27 protein-coding genes are annotated in these 23,107 nt (G+C 41.7%); 3 read left to right on the top strand and 24 right to left on the bottom strand.

Annotated features, from left to right (window positions below; all coding sequences use genetic code 11):
* Positions 1-2: 2 nt before the first annotated feature.
* The 7 genes from HMPREF9182_RS08745 to HMPREF9182_RS08715 form a co-directional block, all read right to left on the bottom strand.
* Positions 3-932 carry a tagatose-6-phosphate kinase gene (locus HMPREF9182_RS08745; RefSeq protein WP_009443108.1) on the bottom strand — a complete coding sequence of 310 codons (930 nt, stop codon included), beginning with the start codon at positions 930-932 and terminating at the stop codon, positions 3-5.
* A 12-nt stretch (positions 933-944) separates the two neighbouring features.
* Complete coding sequence (lacB, locus tag HMPREF9182_RS08740; protein WP_009754421.1) at positions 945-1,460, bottom strand: galactose-6-phosphate isomerase subunit LacB; 516 nt, start codon at positions 1,458-1,460, stop codon at positions 945-947.
* 16 nt (positions 1,461-1,476) lie between these two features.
* Positions 1,477-1,902: a galactose-6-phosphate isomerase subunit LacA gene (lacA, locus tag HMPREF9182_RS08735; protein ID WP_009443673.1), complete on the bottom strand. Its 426-nt coding sequence runs from the start codon at positions 1,900-1,902 to the stop codon at positions 1,477-1,479.
* Between the two features lie 206 nt (positions 1,903-2,108).
* Entirely contained in the window at positions 2,109-2,864 is a 756-nt protein-coding gene (locus HMPREF9182_RS08730) for a DeoR/GlpR family DNA-binding transcription regulator (protein ID WP_009754952.1), read from the bottom strand.
* Between the two features lie 177 nt (positions 2,865-3,041).
* Positions 3,042-5,039 carry a methionine--tRNA ligase gene (metG, locus tag HMPREF9182_RS08725; RefSeq protein WP_009754786.1) on the bottom strand — a complete coding sequence of 666 codons (1,998 nt, stop codon included), beginning with the start codon at positions 5,037-5,039 and terminating at the stop codon, positions 3,042-3,044.
* Positions 5,040-5,160: 121 nt separating this feature from the next.
* Positions 5,161-5,793 (bottom strand): DUF421 domain-containing protein, encoded by a 633-nt coding sequence (locus tag HMPREF9182_RS08720; RefSeq protein ID WP_002909170.1) that lies wholly within the window; start codon positions 5,791-5,793, stop codon positions 5,161-5,163.
* A complete protein-coding gene (locus tag HMPREF9182_RS08715) occupies positions 5,790-6,245 on the bottom strand; it encodes a DUF3290 family protein (protein ID WP_009443348.1) in 456 nt (151 codons plus the stop codon). The genes HMPREF9182_RS08720 and HMPREF9182_RS08715 overlap by 4 nt, the downstream gene beginning before the upstream one ends.
* Positions 6,246-6,381: 136 nt before the next feature.
* Here HMPREF9182_RS08715 and HMPREF9182_RS08710 point away from each other — a divergent pair, with 136 nt between their 5' ends.
* Positions 6,382-7,209, top strand: a complete 828-nt coding sequence (locus HMPREF9182_RS08710) for an exodeoxyribonuclease III (protein WP_009754354.1) — start codon at positions 6,382-6,384, stop codon at positions 7,207-7,209.
* Positions 7,210-7,220: 11 nt separating this feature from the next.
* Positions 7,221-7,607: a bleomycin resistance protein gene (locus HMPREF9182_RS08705; protein ID WP_009443465.1), complete on the top strand. Its 387-nt coding sequence runs from the start codon at positions 7,221-7,223 to the stop codon at positions 7,605-7,607.
* A 180-nt stretch (positions 7,608-7,787) separates the two neighbouring features.
* Here HMPREF9182_RS08705 and nth read toward each other — a convergent pair whose 3' ends face one another.
* The 7 genes from nth to tmk form a co-directional block, all read right to left on the bottom strand.
* The gene (nth, locus tag HMPREF9182_RS08700) at positions 7,788-8,417 is read right to left on the bottom strand and encodes an endonuclease III (protein ID WP_009443749.1); all 630 of its coding nucleotides are present in this window, start codon (positions 8,415-8,417) and stop codon (positions 7,788-7,790) included.
* 95 nt (positions 8,418-8,512) lie between these two features.
* Positions 8,513-8,866, bottom strand: a complete 354-nt coding sequence (locus HMPREF9182_RS08695; RefSeq protein ID WP_009754774.1) for an arsenate reductase family protein — start codon at positions 8,864-8,866, stop codon at positions 8,513-8,515.
* A gap of 99 nt (positions 8,867-8,965) precedes the next feature.
* Complete coding sequence (locus HMPREF9182_RS08690; protein WP_009443436.1) at positions 8,966-9,268, bottom strand: YciI family protein; 303 nt, start codon at positions 9,266-9,268, stop codon at positions 8,966-8,968.
* Positions 9,269-9,286: 18 nt separating this feature from the next.
* A complete protein-coding gene (gene rsmI / locus HMPREF9182_RS08685; protein ID WP_009443500.1) occupies positions 9,287-10,141 on the bottom strand; it encodes a 16S rRNA (cytidine(1402)-2'-O)-methyltransferase in 855 nt (284 codons plus the stop codon).
* Positions 10,142-10,143: 2 nt separating this feature from the next.
* On the bottom strand, positions 10,144-10,464 hold the full coding sequence (gene yabA / locus HMPREF9182_RS08680; RefSeq protein WP_009754367.1) for a DNA replication initiation control protein YabA: 321 nt from the start codon (positions 10,462-10,464) through the stop codon (positions 10,144-10,146).
* Positions 10,465-10,475: 11 nt separating this feature from the next.
* Positions 10,476-11,375, bottom strand: a complete 900-nt coding sequence (locus tag HMPREF9182_RS08675) for a DNA polymerase III subunit delta' (RefSeq protein WP_009443094.1) — start codon at positions 11,373-11,375, stop codon at positions 10,476-10,478.
* The gene (gene tmk / locus HMPREF9182_RS08670) at positions 11,372-12,010 is read right to left on the bottom strand and encodes a dTMP kinase (RefSeq protein WP_009443907.1); all 639 of its coding nucleotides are present in this window, start codon (positions 12,008-12,010) and stop codon (positions 11,372-11,374) included. The genes HMPREF9182_RS08675 and tmk overlap by 4 nt, the downstream gene beginning before the upstream one ends.
* Positions 12,011-12,204: 194 nt before the next feature.
* Here tmk and HMPREF9182_RS08665 point away from each other — a divergent pair, with 194 nt between their 5' ends.
* Entirely contained in the window at positions 12,205-13,068 is an 864-nt protein-coding gene (locus tag HMPREF9182_RS08665; protein WP_009443937.1) for a YitT family protein, read from the top strand.
* Positions 13,069-13,314: 246 nt separating this feature from the next.
* Here HMPREF9182_RS08665 and HMPREF9182_RS08660 read toward each other — a convergent pair whose 3' ends face one another.
* The 10 genes from HMPREF9182_RS08660 to HMPREF9182_RS08615 all read right to left on the bottom strand — a co-directional run bounded on the left by HMPREF9182_RS08660 (position 13,315) and on the right by HMPREF9182_RS08615 (position 22,949).
* On the bottom strand, positions 13,315-13,734 hold the full coding sequence (locus HMPREF9182_RS08660; protein WP_111705876.1) for a F0F1 ATP synthase subunit epsilon: 420 nt from the start codon (positions 13,732-13,734) through the stop codon (positions 13,315-13,317).
* 7 nt (positions 13,735-13,741) lie between these two features.
* Positions 13,742-15,148, bottom strand: coding sequence for a F0F1 ATP synthase subunit beta (atpD, locus tag HMPREF9182_RS08655; RefSeq protein ID WP_009443166.1), 1,407 nt, complete (start codon positions 15,146-15,148; stop codon positions 13,742-13,744).
* A 37-nt stretch (positions 15,149-15,185) separates the two neighbouring features.
* Positions 15,186-16,067, bottom strand: a complete 882-nt coding sequence (locus HMPREF9182_RS08650) for a F0F1 ATP synthase subunit gamma (RefSeq protein ID WP_009443883.1) — start codon at positions 16,065-16,067, stop codon at positions 15,186-15,188.
* 15 nt (positions 16,068-16,082) lie between these two features.
* A complete protein-coding gene (gene atpA, locus HMPREF9182_RS08645; protein WP_009755021.1) occupies positions 16,083-17,588 on the bottom strand; it encodes a F0F1 ATP synthase subunit alpha in 1,506 nt (501 codons plus the stop codon).
* Between the two features lie 14 nt (positions 17,589-17,602).
* Positions 17,603-18,139, bottom strand: coding sequence for a F0F1 ATP synthase subunit delta (locus tag HMPREF9182_RS08640; RefSeq protein ID WP_009443551.1), 537 nt, complete (start codon positions 18,137-18,139; stop codon positions 17,603-17,605).
* Positions 18,139-18,633 (bottom strand): F0F1 ATP synthase subunit B, encoded by a 495-nt coding sequence (gene atpF, locus HMPREF9182_RS08635; RefSeq protein WP_009443413.1) that lies wholly within the window; start codon positions 18,631-18,633, stop codon positions 18,139-18,141. Before atpF ends, HMPREF9182_RS08640 begins: the two co-directional genes overlap by 1 nt.
* 18 nt (positions 18,634-18,651) lie before the next feature.
* Positions 18,652-19,368, bottom strand: coding sequence for a F0F1 ATP synthase subunit A (gene atpB, locus HMPREF9182_RS08630; protein WP_009754463.1), 717 nt, complete (start codon positions 19,366-19,368; stop codon positions 18,652-18,654).
* 35 nt (positions 19,369-19,403) lie between these two features.
* Positions 19,404-19,604 carry a F0F1 ATP synthase subunit C gene (locus HMPREF9182_RS08625; RefSeq protein WP_009443151.1) on the bottom strand — a complete coding sequence of 67 codons (201 nt, stop codon included), beginning with the start codon at positions 19,602-19,604 and terminating at the stop codon, positions 19,404-19,406.
* 305 nt (positions 19,605-19,909) lie between these two features.
* A complete protein-coding gene (locus tag HMPREF9182_RS08620) occupies positions 19,910-20,410 on the bottom strand; it encodes a phosphatase PAP2 family protein (RefSeq protein ID WP_009443955.1) in 501 nt (166 codons plus the stop codon).
* A gap of 142 nt (positions 20,411-20,552) precedes the next feature.
* Entirely contained in the window at positions 20,553-22,949 is a 2,397-nt protein-coding gene (locus HMPREF9182_RS08615; RefSeq protein ID WP_009754993.1) for a glycogen/starch/alpha-glucan phosphorylase, read from the bottom strand.
* Between the last annotated feature and the right edge of the window lie 158 nt (positions 22,950-23,107).

Raw genomic sequence — 23,107 nt, 5'->3', positions numbered from 1 at the left:
CTTTATACCTCTTTTACTGTAATTTGATTATATAAATTATCATAATTGTAGACATTGACATGTCCAGTCATTTTTTCTTGGGCATTGAGCATGCCCAGAACATTTGCTTTCTTCAATAAGGAAGCATCATCTAAGCGAAGACTCAGAGCCGAAGAAATCCCTGCAACAGTTGAGTCGCCGGATCCAACTGGATTAACCACTTGGATTTTAGGAATATCTACTTTATAGAAAGTATCCCAGTGCTTAGCAAAAGCTCCATCTGCACCGAGTGATACGATGATCCACTCGATTCCATCAAAGAGCGGTTCTGAAAGGACAGCTTTTAACTCATCCAAATCTTTGGAAACTTCGCGACCCAATAACTGAGAAAGTTCCTCGTTATTTGGTTTGATGGAAGTTGGTTTGACATCTGATTTGAGTACAGCTTCCAGAGCTGCTCCGGAGCAATCCAGCACCACCTTATTGCCAGCTTGATTAGCCATTTCAATCAACTGGATATAGTATTCAGTCGGCAAGCCCGATGGCAGACTGCCCGAGATACTGACAACATCCGCCTCAGCCATCAAAGACCGGAAATGCTCTTGGAAATCCCTTGCCTCATCTGCTGTAATAGTCGGACCGGCTTCCAGGATTTCTGTTTGTTTACCTTCGTGTAAGATAGCAATACAGTTTCTCGTATCTCCCGAAATATTATAAAAGCATTGTCTCACATTAGAATGGAGGTTTTGTAATAAGAACTCTCCGTTAGTCCCACCAATCAGTCCCGTCGCAGCGACATTGTCTCCAATTTCCGCCAAGACCCTGGTTACGTTGAGACCCTTGCCCCCCGCTGTCTTACTGACTTCTGAAACACGATTAACAGTATCTATTTTCAATTCTTCTAAGGGATAGGAAATATCGATAGAAGGATTCATGGTCACTGTAAGAATCATCTAGCTACCTCTCTAATCGTGGTACTCTCCACGATCCCATTTTTCAAGAAATTCTGTAAAGAAGTTGGCATCTGTTTGATGATCGTTGTGAGTCTCAACGTGCTCAATTTTTGCGATCAATTTTTTATTTTCTTCAGTCGGCTTGTACTCAGCATGAATGAAAGCTTCGATGATATCACACATGAGGAGCTCACCAGTGATTTTTCCGCCAAAACCGATAACATTGGCGTTGAGTTCTTCCTTAGCATAGAGAGCTGAAGTCATGTCACGTACCAAAGCTGAACGAACACCAGGCACCTTATTTACAGCGTTGTTGATACCGACACCTGTACCGCAAATACAAACACCAATATCAGCTTGTCCGCTAACAACTGCTTCTCCTACTTTTTTACCAAAGATTGGATAGTGAGTACGAGTATGGTCATAAGTACCAAAATCAAGAACTTCATAGCCTTTTGATTTTAGAAAATCTGAGACTGCCATTTTTTCATTGGTAACGATATGATCACATCCAATTGCAATTTTCATTTGATTTCTCCTTTTCTTAGCACATCTTGTTGAGCATGTCGACCCGGATTTGGTGACGGCCGCCGTCGTATTTACCATTGACAAAGCCTTTGGCAATGTTCTTAGCCAGCCCTTCACCAACGATTTCAGCTCCCATCGTAATCATGCGAGAGTTGTTATGGCCGCGAGTCATGTAGGCAGAGCGTTCATCTGAGACTTCCGCCGCTACCATGCCTTTGATTTTGGTCGCTACCATAAATGGACCAGCACCATAAGCATCAATGACAATACCAAGATTTTCCTCTTGTTTATTCACCTCAGCCGCAACTGCAAGGGTCACATCAACAAAATCCTGACCTTCTTTCGTCACATCCACCACTTCAAAGTTTTCTCCGACGAGAAAATCCTTGACCACATCTTTCAGCTTGCTTCCAGCAGCATCTGCTCCAATAACAATTGCCATGAGCATTCTCCTTTGTTTGATTTTTTGCACAGAATATTGTTTATAAAAAACATTTTCTGTTTCCTATAAGCATACTATACTCCTTTAAAAGTTATTTGTCAACAGATTTTTGTTTGTTTTAATCAAAATATTTTTAAAGATGATTAAAATAAACAAAAAAGCTCTAAAAAGAGCTTTCTGATAATTTTTTTATTCATTTAAATAATCTAGGAAATAATCTTGGTATAAACTTCCAGTTCTTCCTGAGCATTTTCAGACACCTGGTCTGTGATGACAGCTGTAATATCAGCCAAAGGACAGATAGAAGTGAAATCTTCCTTGCCAATCTTAGAAGAATCAATCAGCAGGTAGGTCTCTGTCGAACGATCCAAAGCTAGCTTCTGAGTATAGGCCTCTTCAAAAGAAGAGGTCATAATCTGCCCGTTTTTAATACCATTGCCACTGAAAAACATCTTAGTAAAGTACATCTTATCCATGATGGCATTGGTCATCTCGCCGACAAAGGCTTGAGTCGCTTCCCGCATCTCCCCACCAAGGAGAAAGACTTTGAAGGTATCCGACTTCTTTTTTAAAAGGTCGTGAAAAATCGGCAGACAGTTGGTAATAACGCGCAAATTCTGATTGCTGATTTCCTCAGCCAGCACCTCCACAGAAGTCCCTGGTCCAAGAAAAATAGTATCGCCATCTTCAATCAACTCCACAGCCTTTTTTGCAACTGTCCGCTTGGCCTCGATATTCTGATAAAGCTTCTCTTCATGAGGAATCTCTCTGTACTTGAGGTGCTGATTACTTTTAGCCCCACCGTGAACACGAGTCAGAAGTCCTTTGTTTTCCAGCTCAATTAAGTCCCGACGAACCGTCATATCTGAAACCTTCATACACTCTACAATCTCAGCAACCGTCACTGTCCCAGCTCGATCAACCAGCTTAACTATTTCATCCTGTCTCTTACTTTTGCCCATACTTTAGCCTCTCTACACTCTGGTTTTGTTTATTATAACTCTTTTTTCTGTTTTTTTCCATATTATTTGTTTGTTTTAAACAAAATACGATATTTAAAACCCCCTAGCATATGCTGAGGGGGAAGTTCATTAAAGCATCTTCAAGAAAGCATTGGAATAGCTTTAAACATCAAGTTCCTACCCAATCAAACTTCCATTTGGGACTTTCTCATCCACGGTAAGGAGAGTCAGTTGGTCGCCGTGCTCGGCTGATAGAATCATACCCTGACTGATACGGCCCATCATTTTGCGGGGTTTGAGGTTGGCTACGATTTGAACTTTCTTACCAACCAGTTCTTGTTCATTTGGATAGTATTTAGCAATACCTGAGAGGATTTGACGATCCTCACCGTCTCCTGCGTCCAAGCGGAACTGAAGAAGCTTGTCAGATCCTTCAACTTTAAATACCTCTTTGACTTCTGCGACACGGATTTCTACCTTATTAAAGTCGTCAAACTTGATTTCCTTGCGGTTAAGTTTGAGCTCGACTTCTTCTGGATTCCATTCTTTTTCAACCGCAGGTCTGTTGCCTTCCATTTGTTCTTTGATATAAGCAATTTCTTCTTCCATATCGAGACGTGGGAAGATTGGTGTTCCTTTTTCTACGACTGTCAGACCTGCTGGGAGCTGGTCAATTGCTAGGTTTTCCAGAGACGTAGCTTGAGGCAAGCCTAGTTGACTGAGGACAGCCTTGCTCGTTTCCATCATGAATGGCTCAATCATGTGAGCAACAACACGAAGGCTAGCTGCCAAGTGGCTCATAACTGCTGCCAGTTCTTTGACCTTGGCTTCATCCTTAGCCAGAACCCAAGGAGCAGTTTCATCGATGTATTTATTGGTGCGGGAGATGAGCGTCCAGACTGCTTCCAACGCCCGTGGGTAGTCTACTGCATCCATGTCTTTGTAGTAGTCAGCGATAGATTCAGCTGCCACCTGAGCCAGCGCTCCATCAAAGTCTGTCACATTTTCTTCGTAGGCTGGTACTTGACCGTCAAAGTACTTGTTAATCATGGAAACAGTACGGTTAAGGAGGTTTCCAAGGTCATTAGCCAATTCATAGTTGATACGACCTACATAGTCCTCAGGTGTAAAAGTTCCGTCTGAACCAACAGGAAGACTACGCATGAGGTAGTAACGAAGAGGGTCTAGTCCATAGCGTTCTACCAGCATTTCTGGATAGACGACATTTCCCTTAGACTTGGACATCTTGCCATCCTTCATAACAAACCAACCATGGGCAATCAAGCGATCAGGTAGCTTAATATCCAGCATCATGAGCAGGATTGGCCAGTAGATAGAGTGGAAACGAAGGATGTCTTTTCCTACCATGTGGAAGACTGTTCCGTTCCAGAATTTATCATAGTTAGCATGATCATCCTGACCGTAGCCAAGGGCCGTCGCATAGTTGAGCAGGGCATCAATCCAAACGTAGACAACGTGTTTAGGATTAGATGGCACAGGCACGCCCCAAGTAAAGGTTGTCCGAGATACGGCTAGGTCTTCCAAGCCTGGCTCGATGAAGTTTTTCAACATTTCATTAAGACGACCGTCAGGTGTGATAAAGTCTGGTTGAGATTTGAAAAATTCTACCAAGCGGTCTTGGTATTTGCTGAGTCGGAGGAAGTAAGACTCTTCTGATACCCACTCCACTTCGTGTCCAGATGGCACAATTCCGCCAGTTACTTTCCCATTTTCATCACGGAAGACTTCAGCCAGCTGGCTTTCAGTAAAGAATTCCTCATCAGATACAGAATACCAGCCTGAATATTCACCCAAGTAGATATCATCTTGAGCTAAGAGACGTTCAAAGACGTCAGCCACAACCTTTTCGTGGTAATCATCGGTTGTCCGGATAAATTTATCATACGAAATATCCAGCAGTTTCCAGAGTTCCTTGACTCCAACTGCCATACCATCTACATAAGCTTGAGGACTGATACCAGCTTCTTCCGCTTTCTGCTGAATTTTCTGTCCATGCTCATCTAGACCTGTCAGATAAAAGACATCATAGCCCATGAGGCGCTTGTAGCGAGCCAAAACATCACAGGCAATGGTCGTATAGGCAGACCCGATATGAAGTTTACCAGACGGATAGTAGATAGGGGTTGTAATATAAAATGGTTGTTTTGTAGTCATTTTTAATCCTTTCAAGGCTAATGAAACCTTTTTGATAACACTTCATTATACCATATTTTGTAGGGATTGCGAAAAGACATTCATTTATAACATAAATAAAAACCTAGAAAAAATCCTAGGTTTAATAGGTCACAACATTCAAATTTCCACTCTCATATTCTGCAATGAAGATATTTGAAATATCGGTGTATCCATCTTTAGCCAGTCTCTCCACCAGCCACTCTTCTGTTTTATCAATAGACTCCAGAATATCAATTTGGACAACACCATCTGTGATAAGGGGATATTTAGGATTCTCTTCACCAGCTTGTACAATAATCAGCTGGCCGTTTTGCTCTATAACTGCCCGTTTGACCTGCTTGAGCTGGAAAATACCTTGGCTGCGCAGCTTCAAAGCTACATCTGCTGCTGAAAGACCAACAGAACGGCAGGCTTCGGGACTCAATTTCCCATGCTGAATCAACGTTGTCGGCTTGCCATCAATCAAATGCTTAACCGCACGGACATTATTATTGAGCCACTTTAGGGTCAAGACCAAGATAGTCCACATGATGAGAATGACTGCATACTGAAGAATGTTAATGGAGCTATTATAAATCACCCCACCGATAATACCACCAAGGACATAGTTTTGAATCTGGTCGATCGCTGAATTGGGTGCCAGATTTCCTTTCCCGGTCACATTGATAACAAAAACCAGCGAGAAAAGACCCAGCGCTAGCTTAATTAGGATTTCAAGAAAATTCAATGTCATTTTTCAACCTCCACTATTTCAATATCCGTCGTCTTATGCAAGTCAATTTTTTCAAGCAGATATTTATCCGGCTCACTGCCGCTCATAGCCCGATAAAAGTTCTTTCCGACCTTCAAAATCGCCCCATCCGTCGCGGCTGAAGTATTGACATAGACCTCCGACTTATCTACACCCAAGTCTTTTGAAATGACCTCGATAAAATGCAGAGAGGTTTGAAACTGGTTATTAGAGGCTTGGTCAGTTTGAAAATTACTAATACCAATCAAGACCATAGCCACCAAGGCCAAAACAGAAATAATGGCTAATTCTCGAAATTTTGAATCGCGCTTATTGCGATAGGCCTTAAAAGCAAAAAATCCTGTCACAAGCAGCAACAAGACAGAAAGCGCAACTGTCACCCAGTTTTGCTGGCTAATCTGACTCAAAACATAATCATAAGAATAGAATTTCATGGCTTCCCCCTATTTTCTCGCTCTATTATAGAAAATCTTTCCTACTTTTTCAAGTCTCTTACAATCTCTTCGCTATAAATCATTCCTAAATTTTGTTATAATAAACTCAGTAAATTTTACTAGAAAAGGAAATTTTATGAAACTCATCTCTTGGAACATTGACTCTCTCAATGCTGCATTGACCAGCGACTCTGCTCGTGCCCAGCTCTCTCAAGCTGTCCTTCAAACCTTGCAAGCAGAAAATGCAGATATTATTGCCATTCAGGAAACAAAACTGTCTGCAACAGGACCGACTAAAAAGCACTTGGAGATTTTGACAAATCTTTTTCCAGACTACAAAAACACTTGGCGCTCCTCTCAAGAGCCCGCCCGAAAAGGCTATGCAGGGACCATGTTCCTCTACAAAAAAGAACTGACGCCAACCGTAACCTTCCCTGAAATCGGCGCTCCATCAACCATGGATGTCGAAGGTCGCATCATTACGCTGGAATTTGACGGTTTCTTTGTCACACAGGTCTATACGCCTAATGCTGGCGATGGCCTCAAACGCTTGGATGACCGTCAAGTCTGGGATGCCAAATACGCTGAATACTTGGCAACACTAGATGAACAAAAACCAGTCCTCGCTACTGGCGACTACAATGTGGCCCACAAGGAAATCGACTTGGCCAATCCAGCCAACAACCGCCGTTCACCAGGCTTTACTGACGAAGAACGTGCTGGCTTCACCAACCTGCTGGCTAAAGGCTTCACCGACACCTTCCGCCACTTACACGGCGATATCCCTAACCAATACACTTGGTGGGCACAGCGCAGCAAGACTTCTAAAATCAACAATACAGGCTGGAGAATCGACTACTGGCTGACCAGTAACCGTGTAGCTAACAAGGTAACCAAGTCTGATATGATTGACTCCGGTGCGCGCCAAGACCACACACCCATTGTCATGGAGATTGAACTCTAAGGAGAAAACGAATGGACTATCAAGCTATCATTCCCGAATTCGTGGTATCTGACATCGAAAAGTCGCGCCACTTCTACTGCAACTTGCTGGGATTCTCTGTCGAATACGAGCGTCCAGAGGAGAAATTTCTCTTCCTCTCGCTTGAAGACTGCCAACTTATGCTAGAAGAAGGCAGCGCAGAAGAATTAGCTCAGCTAACCTATCCTTTCGGGCGCGGTGTCAATATTTCCTTTGGCATTGCGGATGTTCCTCAGCTCCACCAAAAACTGCTGGAAGCTGACTATCCCATCCATCGTCCGCTGACAAAAAGAGAATTTCGAGTAGGAGATAGCTTTATTTACCCTCATGAATTTGCGATTTTGGATCCAGATGGTTATTTTTTAAGATTTAGTGAATAAGAAGAGGCTGGGACAAAAGTCCTAGCCTCTCAATTGTCTTTGGATTGTCGAGCATGACGCAGTGGTTGAGTGGGCTCTACTACGCTGATTTCATCAGCTTTTACAGCCCTACTCAACTGTGCGGAGGTGGGACAATGAAATCGAATTCTAACGAATTACCGATTTCTGTCCCACTCTCTTTTAAATGTCTTTAAAGTTATAGAGTTGCGGATAGTGATCGCACTCGGGATTTTTAGGATGGCAGATGGCACGTCCAAAGTAAATCATTGCCTGATGGGCTGGCAGCCAACGTTCCGGCGGAAGGACATCCATAACTCGCTTTTCTACCTCTAGTGGCGTTGCCGACTTTTTAACGATATCATGATGCTTGCAAATACGCTCCACATGGGTATCGACAGCGAAAGCTGGAATGCCAAATCCCACACTCATGACTACATTGGCCGTCTTGCGACCAACTCCGGCCAGACTTTCCAATTCCGCCCGCGTTTGTGGTACTTGGCCATCAAAGTCGTCTAAAAGCTGCTGGGCGCATTTCTTCAAAAACTTAGCCTTGTTGCGATAGAGCCCTAGGCGGGAGATATATTTGGCAATCTCTGCTTCACCAGCCGCAGCCATGTCTTGAGGACTTGGATAGGCTTCAAACAAAGCGGGAGTTGCCTTATTGACCGCAGCGTCTGTCGTCTGAGCTGACAGCATGACCGCTACTAGAAGCTCAAAGTGATTGCGGAAATCCAGACTAGGCTTAGCATCAGGGAAAAGAGCAATAATCTCTTCAATCACATGACGAGCCCGTTTTTTTGATAAAACCATGATTCTTCTTTCTAAGATTAAGTTACTGACATTTGATCGTGAAAGCTTAACTGAGCAAGTCAGCCAACCCACGAAAGCTAGTCACTCAGCTCTCTTTATAATTCCAATTCTGCATATCCTTTTCGGTAGCCAATCTGCAAGATCTGATTATCTCGGATTAAGACCGGTCTTTTAATCAGCATACCATCAGTCGCCAGCAAATCAGCGGCTTCCTGGGCTGTCAAATGTGGCACCTTTTCCTTGAGACCCAGCTCACGGTATTTGAGACCACTGGTATTGAAAAAGGCCTTGAGCTCAAAGTCTGAGTTCTGGATCCAATCTAAGAGTTGGTCCCGACTAGGTGTATCTTGGACAATATCCACCGCTTCAAAATCCTGGCCTAATTCTTTGAGCTCAGCCTTAGCTTTGCGACATGTAGAACATTTAGGATATTCGATAAATTTTAACATACTTACCTCTATTCTTATTAATCTCTAGCCTTTGTGGTCTAAAATTCCAAAATAGCTTGAAACTTCTATGTTTACTATAAAAGAAAGCAAATGCTTCCTCTACAAGACATCGCCCTCATTTAATATTTTCTCGAAGTGTTGCAAATACTTTGTCGGATAAAACTCGGTGAAAGTATATGCTGCAATCTCTTGAATATAAAAAGGATCTTCTGAAATAATCTTTTGAACAGTTTCTTTACTATCTGCATTCACTAAAATAATCCCACCAGTCCGAGGATTCTTCCGTCCTGATGCGATAAAATGGCCAGATGCATAATATTTATCTAAAAAAGAAATATGCTCTGATAAATATTTTTCAACTTCTACTAGGTCTTTTTTATAAGTTAAATCAATAATAAACATGACAAATCCTATGATATTTTACTTATGATATTTAGCATATAAATCACTTTTATGTAAGCCGTATTTTTTTGCCACTTCTTTAATGGCTTTACTTTTTTGACTCCCAGTTTCAATAAGAAAATCAATTTCAGCGAGTAATTCCTCTTCGGTTTTCTCAACTTTGTCCTCACTCGCACCATCTACAATGATCATACACTCACCCTTAAGTGGCGCATCTCCAATCGATTCTATCAATTCTGAAATGAAACCACGCTGGTACTCTTCGTAAATCTTCGTCAATTCACGAACTAAAACCACACGTCTATCACCATACACCTCTATCATATTTTCCAAGGTGTCTTTTACACGATGCGGCGATTCATAAAAGATCTGTGTCTCAGTATAGGCTTTTTTACTCTCAAAAAACTCTTTTTGTTGCCCTTTTTTTCGTGGCAAAAAACCATAAAAAATATGAGGCTGAGGAGCTAACCCACTCGCAATCAAAGCAGAGATTCCAGCTGAAGGACCAGGAATTGTTATGACCGCAATATGCTCTGCAATAGCTGCCTTTACTAAGTCATGACCTGGATCAGAAATACAGGGAAGTCCTGCATCTGACACCTGAGCAACATCGTTTCCCTCTTTCAAAAGTGCAATGATTTCTGGAATCCTAGCTCTAGAATTATGATCATGAAAACTGACTAACTTAGTAGAGATATCAAAATAATCCAATAATCTACCTGTATTTCGTGTATCCTCAGCTGCTACATAATGAACCTTTTGGAGAGTCTCTATCATCCGACTACTCATATCCTGCATATTGCCAATTGGTGTGGCTACTAGATAGAGCTTTCCATAGACTGACTCGCCTTTAAAACTTTTCTGAACCTGCATGATCACTCCCTGAATAACAACTCATTACAAAAAGCGCATTCTTCTTCATCATTATCTCGACGTTGGCCATAGAAGTCTGTACAAATATGAAATCCATCTAAATAAATCCGCTCAAGATTCTCGCGTCCCTGACCACCTTTGTTTGGTGTCGTTCTTTCCACTTCTCCGAGTCGTTCACGTAACTTATCATTTTCCAAACGTAGAACAGTATTTTCCTCTACAATGCTTTTTAGATTCTTTTTGATCGCTTCCACCTCAGCTAAAGTCACAAGTAAATTTTGAGAAAAATCATCCAAAGCATCAAATAATTGTCTTTTATCCATATATACTCCTGTTATCCCCGCTCTATTGATTGCAAAACCATATATTCCAAAGCATTTTGAAAACTCACATTTGCTTGCCACATTTTACGGGCATGAAATAGTCCATCTAAGCAAGTCCGCCCAAGAGCTGTCTGTATCTGCTGATAAAATAAAATTTCCAAGATACGAAAAGCTTGATCCTGCTTTTTTTTATCATCTAATAAGCTAGTAAGCTTAGCCACCTGTAAAAAAGCCATATCATTTCTGGATAGACACAGTTCTACAAAACGTTGGCTCAGTCCTACTAAATCAAAGAAAAACTGACTCGATTGCAAACTTTCAGCTTCCTCAAGGGTTTGACTGAAGGCAGCTAACAAGCTTGCCTGATCTTTCAACATCCCTGCATTTTCCAACATGGATGAGAGATCAGACTCATTTTTGGGAAAATGAAAGACCTGTGTACGGCTCTTAATCGTTGGCAAAATCAAATTTTCATCGCTTGTTAAAAGAAATATATAGACCTCGCTTTGGGGCTCCTCAATCACCTTAAGAAGTGAATTAGCCGCATTGATATGCATTTTTTCCGCTTCACAAATGATAAAGACTTGCTCATTTCCTTCCACACCACTTTGTGAGAAATTCTTCAATAGCTCTCTGACACGCTCAGTTTTAATGATTTGATTTTGTGGTCGCACTACTATCACATCAGAAAAATCCTCTTCAGCAATCAAGCGACAAGCACGACACTCACCACAAGGCCAAACCCCTTTCTTATCTTGACAAAAACGGCTTTTCGCTATTGTTTGCGCCATATCAAAACTTGCGAAATTTCCCGTAAAAAGATAAGCGTGATTTAGTTTATTTTGAGCTAGTATAGATTCAAAACGTTCAAAAACCTGTGGTTGGAGATTTCTTAATTCATCTATTTTCATGATTTGTCATTTAATCGTTTGTTTAAGACAGCCAAGCTATCTTGCACAACACTTTCTAAAGTTTGACTTGCATCAATCTTGACTATACGGTCTGGCTCATTTTCGAAAGCATAAAGATAGCCTTGTCGAACTCGTCTATGCATATCAAGCCCTTCTAGATCTAGCCTATTGACTTCACGATTTTTATTTCGAGCGATACGAGCCAGTCCCTCTTCGACATCTAAATCAAAATATAAAGTCACATCTGGCTTTAAACCATCTGTGGCAAATCGATTAAGCCACTCAATGTCTGAAACGCCTAAACCACGTCCAAATCCTTGATAAGCAACTGAACTATCGATAAAACGGTCCATGATGACTAATTTCCCACTTTCTAAAGCGGGTAGTACCTTCTCAATCAAATGTTGCCTACGACTTGCAATGTAAAGTAAAAGCTCCGTCTTACCATCCATTTCCGTATTTTTCTGATCCAATATCACTTCTCGAATCGCTTCTGAAATCGGCACTCCTCCAGGCTCTCGTGTTGTCACTACTTGGTGACCATTTTCTTCTAAAATCGGTACTAAAGCCTCTAATACACTGGATTTCCCAGCGCCATCTGGTCCCTCTAGAGAAACTAATAATCCTTTTTTCATACAATCCTTTTTCTAAATACTTTTTAAAATTTTAATGATTCATTTTGACGTTCTCAGCGTCCTGTTTCACGAAGAGTCTTTGCTTCATCATTTTTATAATTCTTTTTCTATTTTATCAAAAAAAATCATTTAATTCATTACATAAGCCGGAAACATTTGATACAATAAAGATAAGATTCTCATTGGAGGTTGACATGCTACGATTAAAAAATATACTATCGATTGTTTTCGGAGCAGGACTTTTTGCTTTTGGAATTAACTATTTAGCTATCCCTAATCATCTATTTGAAGGTGGAGTTACTGGGATTACCCTTATCACCTATTATCTTTTCAAGCTTCCTGTTTCTATCATGAACTTAGTCATTAATTTCCCTTTGTTTTTCTTCGCGTGGAAACTCCTAGGAAAGCAATCTCTTTATTACAGTCTGATTGGAACGTTTTCTGTTTCTGGCTGGCTAGCTATTTTTGAAAAAATCCCTTTCGTTGTTGATCTCGATGGCGATTTGGTTATCGTATCGCTGATAGCTGGGATTATCCTAGGAGCAGGTCTTGGTATTATTTTCAACGCAGGTGGCACTACTGGTGGATCTGATATCGTAGCCCGTATTTTAAATAAATACACTCACATATCCATTGGAAAACTCATGTTTGCCATTGATTTTTGCGTCCTTCTTTTGGTTGTCATTGTCTTTAAAGATTTACGTCTTGTAACCTACACCCTCGTTTTCGTCTTTATTGCATCTCGTGTTATTGATCTCATTGCAGAAGGTGGCTACGCAGGAAAAGGCTTCCTCATCGTTTCTGAAAAGTCAGAAGAATTAGCTCAAGCTATCATAGAAGAGTTGGGTAGAGGCGTTACCTTGTTAAATGGTACTGGTTTCTACAGCAAACAAGATTACAAAGTAGTTTATTGCGTACTGGCTCGTAATGAAATGCAACAAATGAAAGAAATTATCCACCGCATCGATCCACATGCCTTTATAACGATCACAGAAGCACACGAAATTATGGGAGAAGGTTTCACACTTGATGAAAACAAGCAACCAATTGTACGCTAAAGATTTCTTTCCCATAAAGTAACCTATCATAAAAAAAGAGAGTGGGACAGAAATCGGTAATTCGTTAGAATTCGATTTCGTCGCCCCACCTCCGCACAGTTGAGTAGGGCTGTAAAAGCTGATGAAATCAGCGTAGTAGAGCCCACTCAACCACTGCGTCTTGCTCGACAATCCAAAGAAAATTGAGAGGCTAGGACTTTTGTCCCAGCCTCGTTTTATTTTTAAAGAATTATCTTCTCAATTCTATTATTTACTTCCGACATTGATCCGGTTAATTGCTCGCTGCAGGGCGATCTTAGCTCGTCGCTCTTGGTCAATCAAGTGCTTATCATGTGCTTCTTCGATTTCTTGTTCAGCACGAAGCTTAGCTCGCTCGGCCCGACTAATATCAATATCACGTTCGCGCTCAGCTGAGTCCGCCACAATGGTAATGACATTGTCAGCAATTTCAATGATTCCGCCATTAACCGCAATCCAGTCGATATGCTTGTCATCATCAACTCGGCGCACCTTAACCTGATCTACTTCTAAAACAGCAATGGTATTGATATGACGAGGCAAAATCCCCAGTTCACCATCAATGGTCTTTACGGAAACAAATGCAGCATGGTGGTCATAGACAAGACCATCCGGTGTCACGATTTGTACTGTCATTTGAGCCATCATTCACCTCTTAGAATCCCATTTTTTCCGCCTTAGCCAGAACATCCTCAATAGAACCAACTCCACGGAAGGCATCTTCTGGTAACTTATCATGCTTACCTTCGAGAATTTCTTTAAAGCCACGAACTGTTTCAGCTACTGGTACATAAGAGCCGGGTTGACCGGTAAATTGCTCCGCCACATTAAAGTTTTGTGATAGGAAGAATTGGATCCGACGTGCACGAGCGACCAGAGTCTTCTCATCATCAGACAACTCATCCATACCAAGGATAGCAATAATATCCTGCAATTCGTGATAGCGTTGTAACACCCGCTTAACCTCAGCTGCAACTGCATAGTGCTCTTCTCCAACAATCTCAGGAGAAAGGGCACGAGAGCTGGAAGCGAGTGGATCCACGGCTGGGTAGATACCTAACTGAACCAATTTTCTCTCTAAGTTAGTCGTAGAGTCCAAGTGGGCAAAAGCTGTCGCTGGTGCTGGATCCGTATAGTCATCCGCTGGCACATAGATAGCCTGAATTGAAGTTACAGAGCCTTTCTTAGTTGACGTAATCCGTTCTTGGAGTTGCCCCATTTCCGTAGCAAGTGTTGGTTGGTAACCAACGGCTGAAGGCATACGACCCAAAAGGGCAGATACTTCTGAACCAGCTTGAGTGAAACGGAAGATATTGTCAATGAAAAGAAGCACATCTTGGCCTTCCACATCACGGAAGTATTCGGCAATTGTCAAACCAGTTAGGGCAACACGCATACGTGCTCCAGGTGGTTCATTCATCTGACCAAAGACCATGGCTGTTTTTTCGATAACGCCAGATTCTTTCATCTCCCAGTAAAGGTCATTTCCTTCACGTGTCCGCTCACCAACACCAGTAAATACTGAGATACCACCGTGTTCTTGGGCAATGTTGTGAATCAATTCCTGAATAAGGACAGTCTTCCCTACTCCGGCACCACCAAAGAGGCCGACCTTCCCACCTTTCAGATAAGGAGCTAAGAGGTCAATAACTTTGATCCCTGTTTCTAAAATTTCTGATGAAGTTGATAACTCATCAAAAGTCGGCGCCTTCTTATGAATCGGCTGGCGCTCCGCATCTTCTGCAAAAGGTGCATCCAAGTCAATAGTGTCACCAAGAACATTGAACACCCGTCCTAGTGTCTCTTTACCAACTGGCACAGAGATTGGACGTCCTGTATCTAACACCTCTAAACCACGTGTCAAACCATCGGTTGACTCCATAGCAATGGTACGCACTACACCGTCACCAAGCTCAAGAGCTACTTCAAGGACGATTTTTGATTTTTTCTCATCATTTTTATAGACTACAAGTGCATTATTGATCTCAGGTAGTTTGTCTCCAGTGGCAAACGCAACGTCTACAACCGGACCAATAACCTGAGTAATTTTACCTGAGCTCATGTTTTTTTCCTCGTTTAATTTCTAATTATTTTGTGATCTATTCCAAAGCGCTTGCACCCGCCACAATTTCAGTAATTTCCTGTGTAATGGCTGCTTGCCGAGCACGGTTATACTGAATGGTCAAATCATTAATGACTTTTTTAGCGTTATCCGTTGCTGTCTGCATAGCAGTCATTCCAGCTGCATTTTCAGCCGTTTTGGCATCTATAATAGCACCATAAATCATACTCTCAGCAAACTGAGGTAACAACTGATCCAAAATAGCTTCCCGACTAGATTCTAATTCTAGATTTACTGTATAATCTTCATCCGCTTCATTGGGATCTAAGTCAATGATGGGTAACATCTGTTCCACCCGCATTTGGCTCGTCAAACTATTGACGTGGTGATTATAGCAGACATATAACTCATCAAAAAGCTCACTTTGATACATCTCAATGGTCTTTGAAATAATCTTACGAACTTCTTCAAAGCTTGGTTGATCGGCCAATCCACGTAATTCGTAAAGCGGCTGAATCCCACGAGAACGACAGAAATCAGCTCCGACTCCACCAATACAGATAATCTCAAAATCATTGCCCTCAGGATGATATTCAGCTATCATTTCCATTAAGGCTTTAAGAATCGTCGCATTGTAGCCCCCAACCAAGCCTCGGTCTGAAGTAATGACAATATAGGCTGATTTTTTAACAGGGCGACTTACTAACATTGGATGGCACTTCGCATTTTCTGCTTCATGTCCATGAAGCAAGTCGGTCAATAATCTACGTACTTTAGAAGCATAAACTTGAAAGTTCTTAGCTGCTTCTTCAGATTTACCTAATTTAGCAGCTGAAACCATCTGCATAGCATTGGTGATTTGACTGGTGTTTTTAGTGGATGCAATTTTATTTTTTATATCATTTAATGAAACTGCCATCTGACACCTCTATTCTTATTTAAAGCTAGACTGGTTGATAAACTCAGTAATAGCGGCATCAAGAACGTCTTCGCTTGGAAGGTCTTTTGTTGTACGGATTGTCTCATAAATTCCTTCTTGATGTGCATCAAAATAAGCAAACAATTCTTCCTCAAAACGAAGAATATCATCAACTGGAATACTATCTAAGAAACCATGAGTCAAAGCATAGAGAATGACTACCTGTTTTTCCACAGGAAGGGGTTTATGAACAGGTTGTTTCAACACTTCTACTGTACGACGACCACGATTCAATTTAGCTTGTGTTGCCGCATCCAAATCACTACCAAACTTAGTAAATGCCTCCAACTCCCGATAAGAAGCAAGATCAATACGCAAGGTTCCAGCTACCTTCTTCATAGCCTTGATTTGGGCAGAGCCCCCAACCCGTGATACAGAAGAACCCGCATCAATGGCTGGACGAACACCAGCATTGAAAAGACTATCGCTGAGGAAAATTTGTCCATCCGTGATTGAAATCACGTTCGTTGCGATATAGGCTGAGATATCTCCAGCCTGCGTCTCGATAAATGGCAATGCTGTGATTGAACCACCGCCCAGCTCGTCAGAAACTTTAGCTGAACGTTCCAAAAGACGGCTATGCAAATAGAAAACATCTCCAGGGAAAGCTTCACGGCCTGGCGGACGACGAAGCAAAAGAGATAGTTCACGATAAGCCACCGCCTGCTTAGATAAGTCATCATAAACAATCAAAACATGTTTGCCATTGTACATGAACTCTTCTGCCATTGCTACCCCTGCATAAGGAGCTAGGTAAAGTAGCGGAGAAGGCTGTGAAGCAGATGCTGTCACGACAATCGTATAATCCAAAGCACCATATTGGCGAAGTGTCTCTACTTGTGTACGGACAGTTGATTCTTTTTGTCCAATGGCCACATAGATACAAATCATATCCTGACCTTTTTGGTTCAGAATCGCATCAATAGCAATAGTTGTCTTACCTGTTTGACGGTCACCGATAATCAGTTCCCGCTGTCCACGTCCAATCGGAACCAAAGCATCAATCGCTTTGAGACCTGTTTGTAAAGGCTCAGATACTGACTTACGTTGCATAACACCTGGGGCAGGAGTTTCAACTGGACGCGTTTTATCCGTCTTGATTTCACCCAAACCATCAACAGGGCGACCAAGCGGATCTACAACCCGGCCAATCAAAGCTTCTCCTACAGGAACTTCCATAATTTTACCTGTGCGACGGATAGTATCACCCTCACGAATATCTGTAAAATCACCAAGAATAATGATACCAATATCATTTGATTCCAAATTTTGTGCCATACCATATGAGCCGTTTTCAAAAATCAAAAGCTCACCACTCATGGCATTATCCAAACCATGCGCACGCGCAATACCATCACCAACATAAGTTACAACACCTGTTTCAGTGACATCAAAATCTGGTTGGAAATTTTCAATTTGTTGCTTAATTAAAGCGCTGATTTCTTGTGCGTTAATTGCCAAAAGAACACCACTTTCTATTTCAATTTTTCTTTTACTGCTTTTAGCTGACGCTTAATACTTGTGTCAATTATCTTATGATTGGCTGTAATAGCAAAGCCACCAATCAAACTTTTATCCAAATGTTCTTTTATAGAGCGAACCTTAAGGCCCATCTTCTTTTCAATCAAAGGAATCAAACGAGCTTTTTGCTCATCTGATAATCCTTCTACTGAGTGAATGACTACCTCAAATTCATTGGTTTGCTTCTCGATTTTTTTCAAACTATCAAGTAAAATTGGATAAAAAAGCTCTTCTCGTCCGTTTGCAATTAGGACTTCAATCAGATTATTAACTAAAACCGTATCGCATGTCTGGAACAAGCGAAGAACCTTGCTTTTTTCAGCCTGATTGACGCCAATATGAGATAAAAAGTCAGCAAGATGAGTTTCTTCAAAAATCTCCTTAATCTGACTTAATTCTATAAATACATCTCTTTGCTGATTTTTTTCAAGCACTAATTGGACAAATGGAGCAGTATATTTTTCAATGATAGCATAGCCTCTCTTGTCCATTAGTCATCTCCTAGCTTATCGATATAATTGTCAATTAATTGACTCTGCGCTTCCTTATCTAAGCTTTGACCAAGTATTTTACTCGCTAAATTTATTGATAAGTCCGCCACATCACTCTTAATGGCCTTTAAAGCATCGGCCTTTGATTGAGCGATTTCTTGATTAGCCTTTTGCTTCAAACGACTCACTTCTTCTGCTGCATCCGCTAAAATACCCGCTTTATTTTTTTCAGCCGTTTCTTTAGCAGTTTCAACAATAGTAGTAGCTTCTGCCCTACTTCCTGCCAGGGCTTCTTCACGCTTTTGCTCCAAAGCTTCTGCATTCTTACGAGCAATTTCTGCACTGTCAATATCATCAGAAATCTTTTGAGCTCGTTGGTCCAAAATCCCAACAATATTGTCCCAGGCAAACTTCTTAATGAGAAATACTAAAAGAAGAAAGGAGCCCGCAATCAGGATAAAGTTCCCAATAATTTCACCTATGGTTATATTCATCTTATCTGTCCTTTCTTTTTATTCTTCCTCACCATTAATCTTTTTACCAAGGTACATAGAGGTCAACATGGTAAAAACGTAGGCCTGAATGCAAGAGATAAAAATCGAAAAAGCCGTCCAGACCATATTCATCACAAATGCAACCGGATACCAGTAAAACGCTTGATGAGACCACACTAATAGCAAGCCGGCCAAAACCTCACCTGCAAAAATATTCCCATAAATACGTAAGGCCAAGGAAGCAAAATTAGTAAATTCTTCCAAGATATTCATGGGAGTCATGATACCTGGTGTCACAAAACCTTTTAAATATCCTTTAATCCCTTGACGGCGAATCCCTTCCACATGACAAATAATTGTCACTAAAAGAGAGAAGCCCAAGTCAAAAGCGAGATTGGCCGTTGGTGATGTCCAAAGATTAAAGCCGTTTGTTGTCTGTAACTTAGCCATTAATCCTAAGTTATTAGCGACAGCGACAAAAAGAAAGAGGGAAAATAAAAAGAGCGAATAATTCTTCATATAGTGCTCGCCAATATTCCCCTTAGTAAAATCTACAACAAAATCATAGAGATATTCCAGAGCATTTTGCTTTCCTGACGGCTTAATAGACATTTTACGACTGGCCCAATAAACAAGACCAAATGTCACCAAAACCGTTAACAAAGTCATGGCTAGCAGGGTCAAATCAAAGGTCACAGGACCAATATTGATCGTTGGATTGATACTTTCTTCCAACAGATGACACCCCCTTTTCTAAAGAGAAAACTTTCTTATTTAATAACAAAAGCCATTGCCAGTGTTACAAAGAAAGTACCTTCGACAAAGGCAATCCCAAGGATCAATAAACTTCTTAGTTGGCCGATAATTTCTGGTTGACGAGATGCAGCTTTAAACAAGTTACTCATAATCATTCCTTCAGCGATAGATACGCCAAAGCAGGCAAAACATAGTCCTAAAAATATTAAATTCATGATGAATTCTCCTTTTTTGTTTTTAAAATTACTTACTTAGTTTAGTCCTAAAAAACTATTTTGTCAAATGTTTTCTCACAATGTAAGCGATTTTAATTTATTACTCTTTTCTTCATTGAATATGGTAAATAAAACCCGCTCTTTATCGCCATTTCTTTCTCTTTTTTCCTGAAAACTGGCTTCTAAATAGGACAAAAGTGCTAAAACTGTTCTTTTTTGTCAAATAAACAATAATAAATTGACAACTGCTTCTAAATTTCTTTATTTAGGTTAGCGGTAGAAAAATCGAAAGCTCCGTAGACATTTTAAAATATGAAAAGAATACTTCCCCAGCAAATGCCACAAAGATAGCCTACTAGCACATCCTTTGGATAGTGCACTCCGCCAATCACGCGCACTGCGGCAAGTCCTGCTGAAAGTAAGAGGCAGATAAGCCCCGGCATCCAGAAAAAGTAGAGCAAGCACATGGAAATCACTGTCGCCGAAAAGACATGGCGGCTGGGCATGGACTTGCCTGATGTATCCTTGGTCAGCAAGGGTTGAATAGCCCATTTCTCGTAAGGGCGTGCTTGATTCAGCCGTTTACGAATAGCCGACAGCAGACCAAATCCGATAGCTGGTAAGAAGAAAAAAGTAAGCAACCCTTTCCAGCCTTCCGTCAGAAAGACACTGATTAGAACGAGACCATAAACGATAGGTATGAAGAGGGTCATTCCCCGATTGAAGTAAACCAACCCTTTCAGCCATTGAGGGCGGCTACGAAAGGGAGCTGTTAATTGTTGATAAAAAATCGTGTAGTCTTTCATGCTTTCTTACCCTGCTTTTCTAAAAGTTGGACTCTCATACTTTCTCTACTATAGCATATTTCTAGACAAGATGGTAGATAGATAGCAAAAGAGACTGAGACCCAAGACCCAATCTCTTATTATTCATGTTTTCTCAGGAGTATTATTTCTCCAAGTTCCAGATTTCCTTGGCATATTGCTCAATGGTATCATCTGAGGTAAACTTATCAGATGTAGCGATATTAATCAAGCTCATGCGGGCCCATTTTTCTTTGTCACGATAGAGAGCATCAATCTTCTCTTGAGCTTCCACGTAGGCATGGAAGTCTTCCAAGAGGAAGTATTCATCATTGTGGGTGATGAGGGCTTCGTAGATTTCAGAGCCTTCTTCACGGACGTTTGGAATAGTGCCGTTGACAAAAGTATCGACCACTCGGCGAATATCTGGATTGCTTTCATAGACACCGCGTGAGTAATAATCATGGCGGGCATAATGCTCGTAAACTTGGTCCTTGTCCATCCCAAAGATGACAATGTTGTCGTCACCGACTTCGTCCTTGATTTCGATATTGGCTCCGTCCAGTGTAGCTAGGGTAATGGCACCTGTCATCATGAACTTCATGTTGGAAGTACCAGAAGCTTCCTTGGAAGCCAGAGAAATCTGCTCTGATACATCCGCAGCCGGAATGATGAGCTCAGCCAGGCTGACCCGGTAGTTTTCTAGGAAAACAACCTTGAGTTTGCCTTGCAGGCTTTCATCCTTGTTGACCAGATTGGCTACTTCATTGATTAGCTTGATAACAGACTTGGCAAAGTGGTAGCCTGGAGCAGCCTTGGCACCGAAGATAAAGACGCGTGGTACCATATCCTTGTCAGGATTGTCCTTGAGGTTCCAGTAAAGCTTGATGATATGAAGCAGGTTGAGCAGCTGACGCTTGTAAGCATGGAGCCGTTTCACCTGCACATCAAAGATGGCTTCTGTAGAAACTTCCACTCCTGTTGATTCCTTGATGAAGTCAGCCAGACGAGCCTTGGCTTCTTGCTTCACTCGATAAAAATCACCCAGCACTTGCTGATTGTCCTTGAATTCCAAAAGCTTGCGCAGCTCATGGATATCACTTCGCCAGCCCTTACCAATCAGCTTATCAATCTCAGCTGACAGAGGCTGGTCCGCAATTTGCAGCCAGCGGCGCTGGATAATCCCATTGGTCTTGTTATTAAACTTCTCTGGGTAAATGCTATAGAAATCACGCAAAGTATCTTCTTTGAGCAGTTCTGTGTGGAGTTTGGCAACACCATTGATTGAATGACCACCGATGATAGCCAAGTGAGCCATGTGGATTTGATTGTCCTTGACAATCCGAGTGTTTTCGATGACTTGCGGATCAAGGCCACGCCCAGCCATTTCAGCTACATAGCGGTTGTCAATCTCTAGGATAATCTGATAAACCCGCGGCAGGACATTCTTAAAGAGCTCTGCATCCCATTTTTCCAAGGCTTCAGACAGAATGGTATGGTTGGTATAGCTCATGGTTTTAACCGTAGCATTCCAAGCATCTGCCCATTCCAGGTCGTACTCATCCACCAAGAGACGCATAAACTCAGCCGGTGCAACAGCTGGGTGAGTATCGTTGATATGGACAGAGACCTTCTCATGAATATCCTTGAGCGGGCGACCTTGCTTGAGGTAGGATTTGATAATGGTCTGCAGACCTGCACTGGTCATGAAGTATTCCTGGATCAAGCGCAGCTCTTTTCCTTCGTAGCTAGAGTCGTCTGGATAGAGAATGGCAGTGATATCTTGCACACGGCGACGAGCTTCAATGGTCGGATAGTCCAGTTCATACTCTTCTGGAATTTCAACATCCCAAAGCCGGAGATTGTTGACATTATCATTGCCAAAGCCAATCTGCGGCACATCGTAAGGAACGGCCCGCAAGGTTTTGGAATTCTCATAAAGTGGCACAATTCGGCCCTTTTCATTAGCATGGAGGGAAACATTTCCGAAGATTTTAACATCGACAATATCATGGTCCTTACGGGTCTCCCAGACATTGCCCAGACTGCCAAACCAAGCATCAGGAATTTCTACCTGATAGCCATCTACGATGCGTTGCTTAAAGAGTCCATAGCGATAGCGAATCCCATTTCCAAATCCTGGATAGCCAGTGGTTGCTAGCGAGTCCATAAAGGCAGCCGCCAAGCGGCCCAAACCGCCATTTCCCAAGGCCATGTCATACTCAGCATTCTTAACATCCTCAAAGTCAACTCCCAACTCGGCAAAGCCTTCCTTGACCGTATCAAGGATACCTAAGTTGAGCAGATTGGTTTCCAGCATGCGTCCTGGAAGAAACTCGATAGAAAAGTAATAAGCTGTCTTTTGCTGCTGCTCAATCAACTGATTACGGCGCTCCAGCCACAGGGGCGTGATATACTTGCGGACTGTGCTGGCCAAAGCCTGAAAAAGCTCCACTGAAGTCGCATCGGCAACCTTAATCAGCTGTCTTTCATGTAGAATATCCTTAAAATTTCTAATAAAATGTTCTTTTGTCAGTTCCATGGTGGGTGGTTATCTCCCTTTCTTAATAGCGGGAAACAGTTTTTTAACGCAGGAATACTTTTTTTCAATCAAGATGTAAATCACTCGCTTCAGCCACAAGCTGAAAACAGAGCTCCAACACAGTATGATAATATATAAAAATGTAATTCTCACGGAAA

The sequence above is a fragment of the Streptococcus sp. oral taxon 056 str. F0418 genome, assembly GCF_000220065.1.
GTDB lineage: Bacteria > Bacillota > Bacilli > Lactobacillales > Streptococcaceae > Streptococcus.
Note: the sequence above shows the minus strand (reverse complement) of the source record. Positions and strands in the feature narration are given on the sequence as shown.

What these genes read in the sequence shown, in the direction of transcription:
- HMPREF9182_RS08665 (WP_009443937.1), top strand. Translation starts at nt 12,205, where the DNA reads ATGCTACGATTAAAAAATATACTATCGATTGTTTTCGGAGCAGGACTT.
- HMPREF9182_RS08625 (WP_009443151.1), bottom strand. Translation starts at nt 19,604, where the DNA reads ATGAATTTAATATTTTTAGGACTATGTTTTGCCTGCTTTGGCGTATCT.
- HMPREF9182_RS08675 (WP_009443094.1), bottom strand. Translation starts at nt 11,375, where the DNA reads ATGAAAATAGATGAATTAAGAAATCTCCAACCACAGGTTTTTGAACGT.
- metG (WP_009754786.1), bottom strand. Translation starts at nt 5,039, where the DNA reads ATGACTACAAAACAACCATTTTATATTACAACCCCTATCTACTATCCG.
- HMPREF9182_RS08615 (WP_009754993.1), bottom strand. Translation starts at nt 22,949, where the DNA reads ATGGAACTGACAAAAGAACATTTTATTAGAAATTTTAAGGATATTCTA.
- atpD (WP_009443166.1), bottom strand. Translation starts at nt 15,148, where the DNA reads ATGAGCTCAGGTAAAATTACTCAGGTTATTGGTCCGGTTGTAGACGTT.
- atpF (WP_009443413.1), bottom strand. Translation starts at nt 18,633, where the DNA reads ATGAATATAACCATAGGTGAAATTATTGGGAACTTTATCCTGATTGCG.
- HMPREF9182_RS08710 (WP_009754354.1), top strand. Translation starts at nt 6,382, where the DNA reads ATGAAACTCATCTCTTGGAACATTGACTCTCTCAATGCTGCATTGACC.
- tmk (WP_009443907.1), bottom strand. Translation starts at nt 12,010, where the DNA reads ATGAAAAAAGGATTATTAGTTTCTCTAGAGGGACCAGATGGCGCTGGG.
- yabA (WP_009754367.1), bottom strand. Translation starts at nt 10,464, where the DNA reads ATGGATAAAAGACAATTATTTGATGCTTTGGATGATTTTTCTCAAAAT.
- HMPREF9182_RS08695 (WP_009754774.1), bottom strand. Translation starts at nt 8,866, where the DNA reads ATGTTAAAATTTATCGAATATCCTAAATGTTCTACATGTCGCAAAGCT.
- nth (WP_009443749.1), bottom strand. Translation starts at nt 8,417, where the DNA reads ATGGTTTTATCAAAAAAACGGGCTCGTCATGTGATTGAAGAGATTATT.
- HMPREF9182_RS08660 (WP_111705876.1), bottom strand. Translation starts at nt 13,734, where the DNA reads ATGATGGCTCAAATGACAGTACAAATCGTGACACCGGATGGTCTTGTC.
- HMPREF9182_RS08690 (WP_009443436.1), bottom strand. Translation starts at nt 9,268, where the DNA reads ATGTTTATTATTGATTTAACTTATAAAAAAGACCTAGTAGAAGTTGAA.
- lacB (WP_009754421.1), bottom strand. Translation starts at nt 1,460, where the DNA reads ATGAAAATTGCAATTGGATGTGATCATATCGTTACCAATGAAAAAATG.
- HMPREF9182_RS08640 (WP_009443551.1), bottom strand. Translation starts at nt 18,139, where the DNA reads ATGGACAAGAGAGGCTATGCTATCATTGAAAAATATACTGCTCCATTT.
- HMPREF9182_RS08720 (WP_002909170.1), bottom strand. Translation starts at nt 5,793, where the DNA reads ATGACATTGAATTTTCTTGAAATCCTAATTAAGCTAGCGCTGGGTCTT.
- HMPREF9182_RS08650 (WP_009443883.1), bottom strand. Translation starts at nt 16,067, where the DNA reads ATGGCAGTTTCATTAAATGATATAAAAAATAAAATTGCATCCACTAAA.
- rsmI (WP_009443500.1), bottom strand. Translation starts at nt 10,141, where the DNA reads ATGCAGGTTCAGAAAAGTTTTAAAGGCGAGTCAGTCTATGGAAAGCTC.
- lacA (WP_009443673.1), bottom strand. Translation starts at nt 1,902, where the DNA reads ATGGCAATTGTTATTGGAGCAGATGCTGCTGGAAGCAAGCTGAAAGAT.
- HMPREF9182_RS08620 (WP_009443955.1), bottom strand. Translation starts at nt 20,410, where the DNA reads ATGAAAGACTACACGATTTTTTATCAACAATTAACAGCTCCCTTTCGT.
- HMPREF9182_RS08745 (WP_009443108.1), bottom strand. Translation starts at nt 932, where the DNA reads ATGATTCTTACAGTGACCATGAATCCTTCTATCGATATTTCCTATCCC.
- HMPREF9182_RS08705 (WP_009443465.1), top strand. Translation starts at nt 7,221, where the DNA reads ATGGACTATCAAGCTATCATTCCCGAATTCGTGGTATCTGACATCGAA.
- HMPREF9182_RS08730 (WP_009754952.1), bottom strand. Translation starts at nt 2,864, where the DNA reads ATGGGCAAAAGTAAGAGACAGGATGAAATAGTTAAGCTGGTTGATCGA.
- HMPREF9182_RS08715 (WP_009443348.1), bottom strand. Translation starts at nt 6,245, where the DNA reads ATGAAATTCTATTCTTATGATTATGTTTTGAGTCAGATTAGCCAGCAA.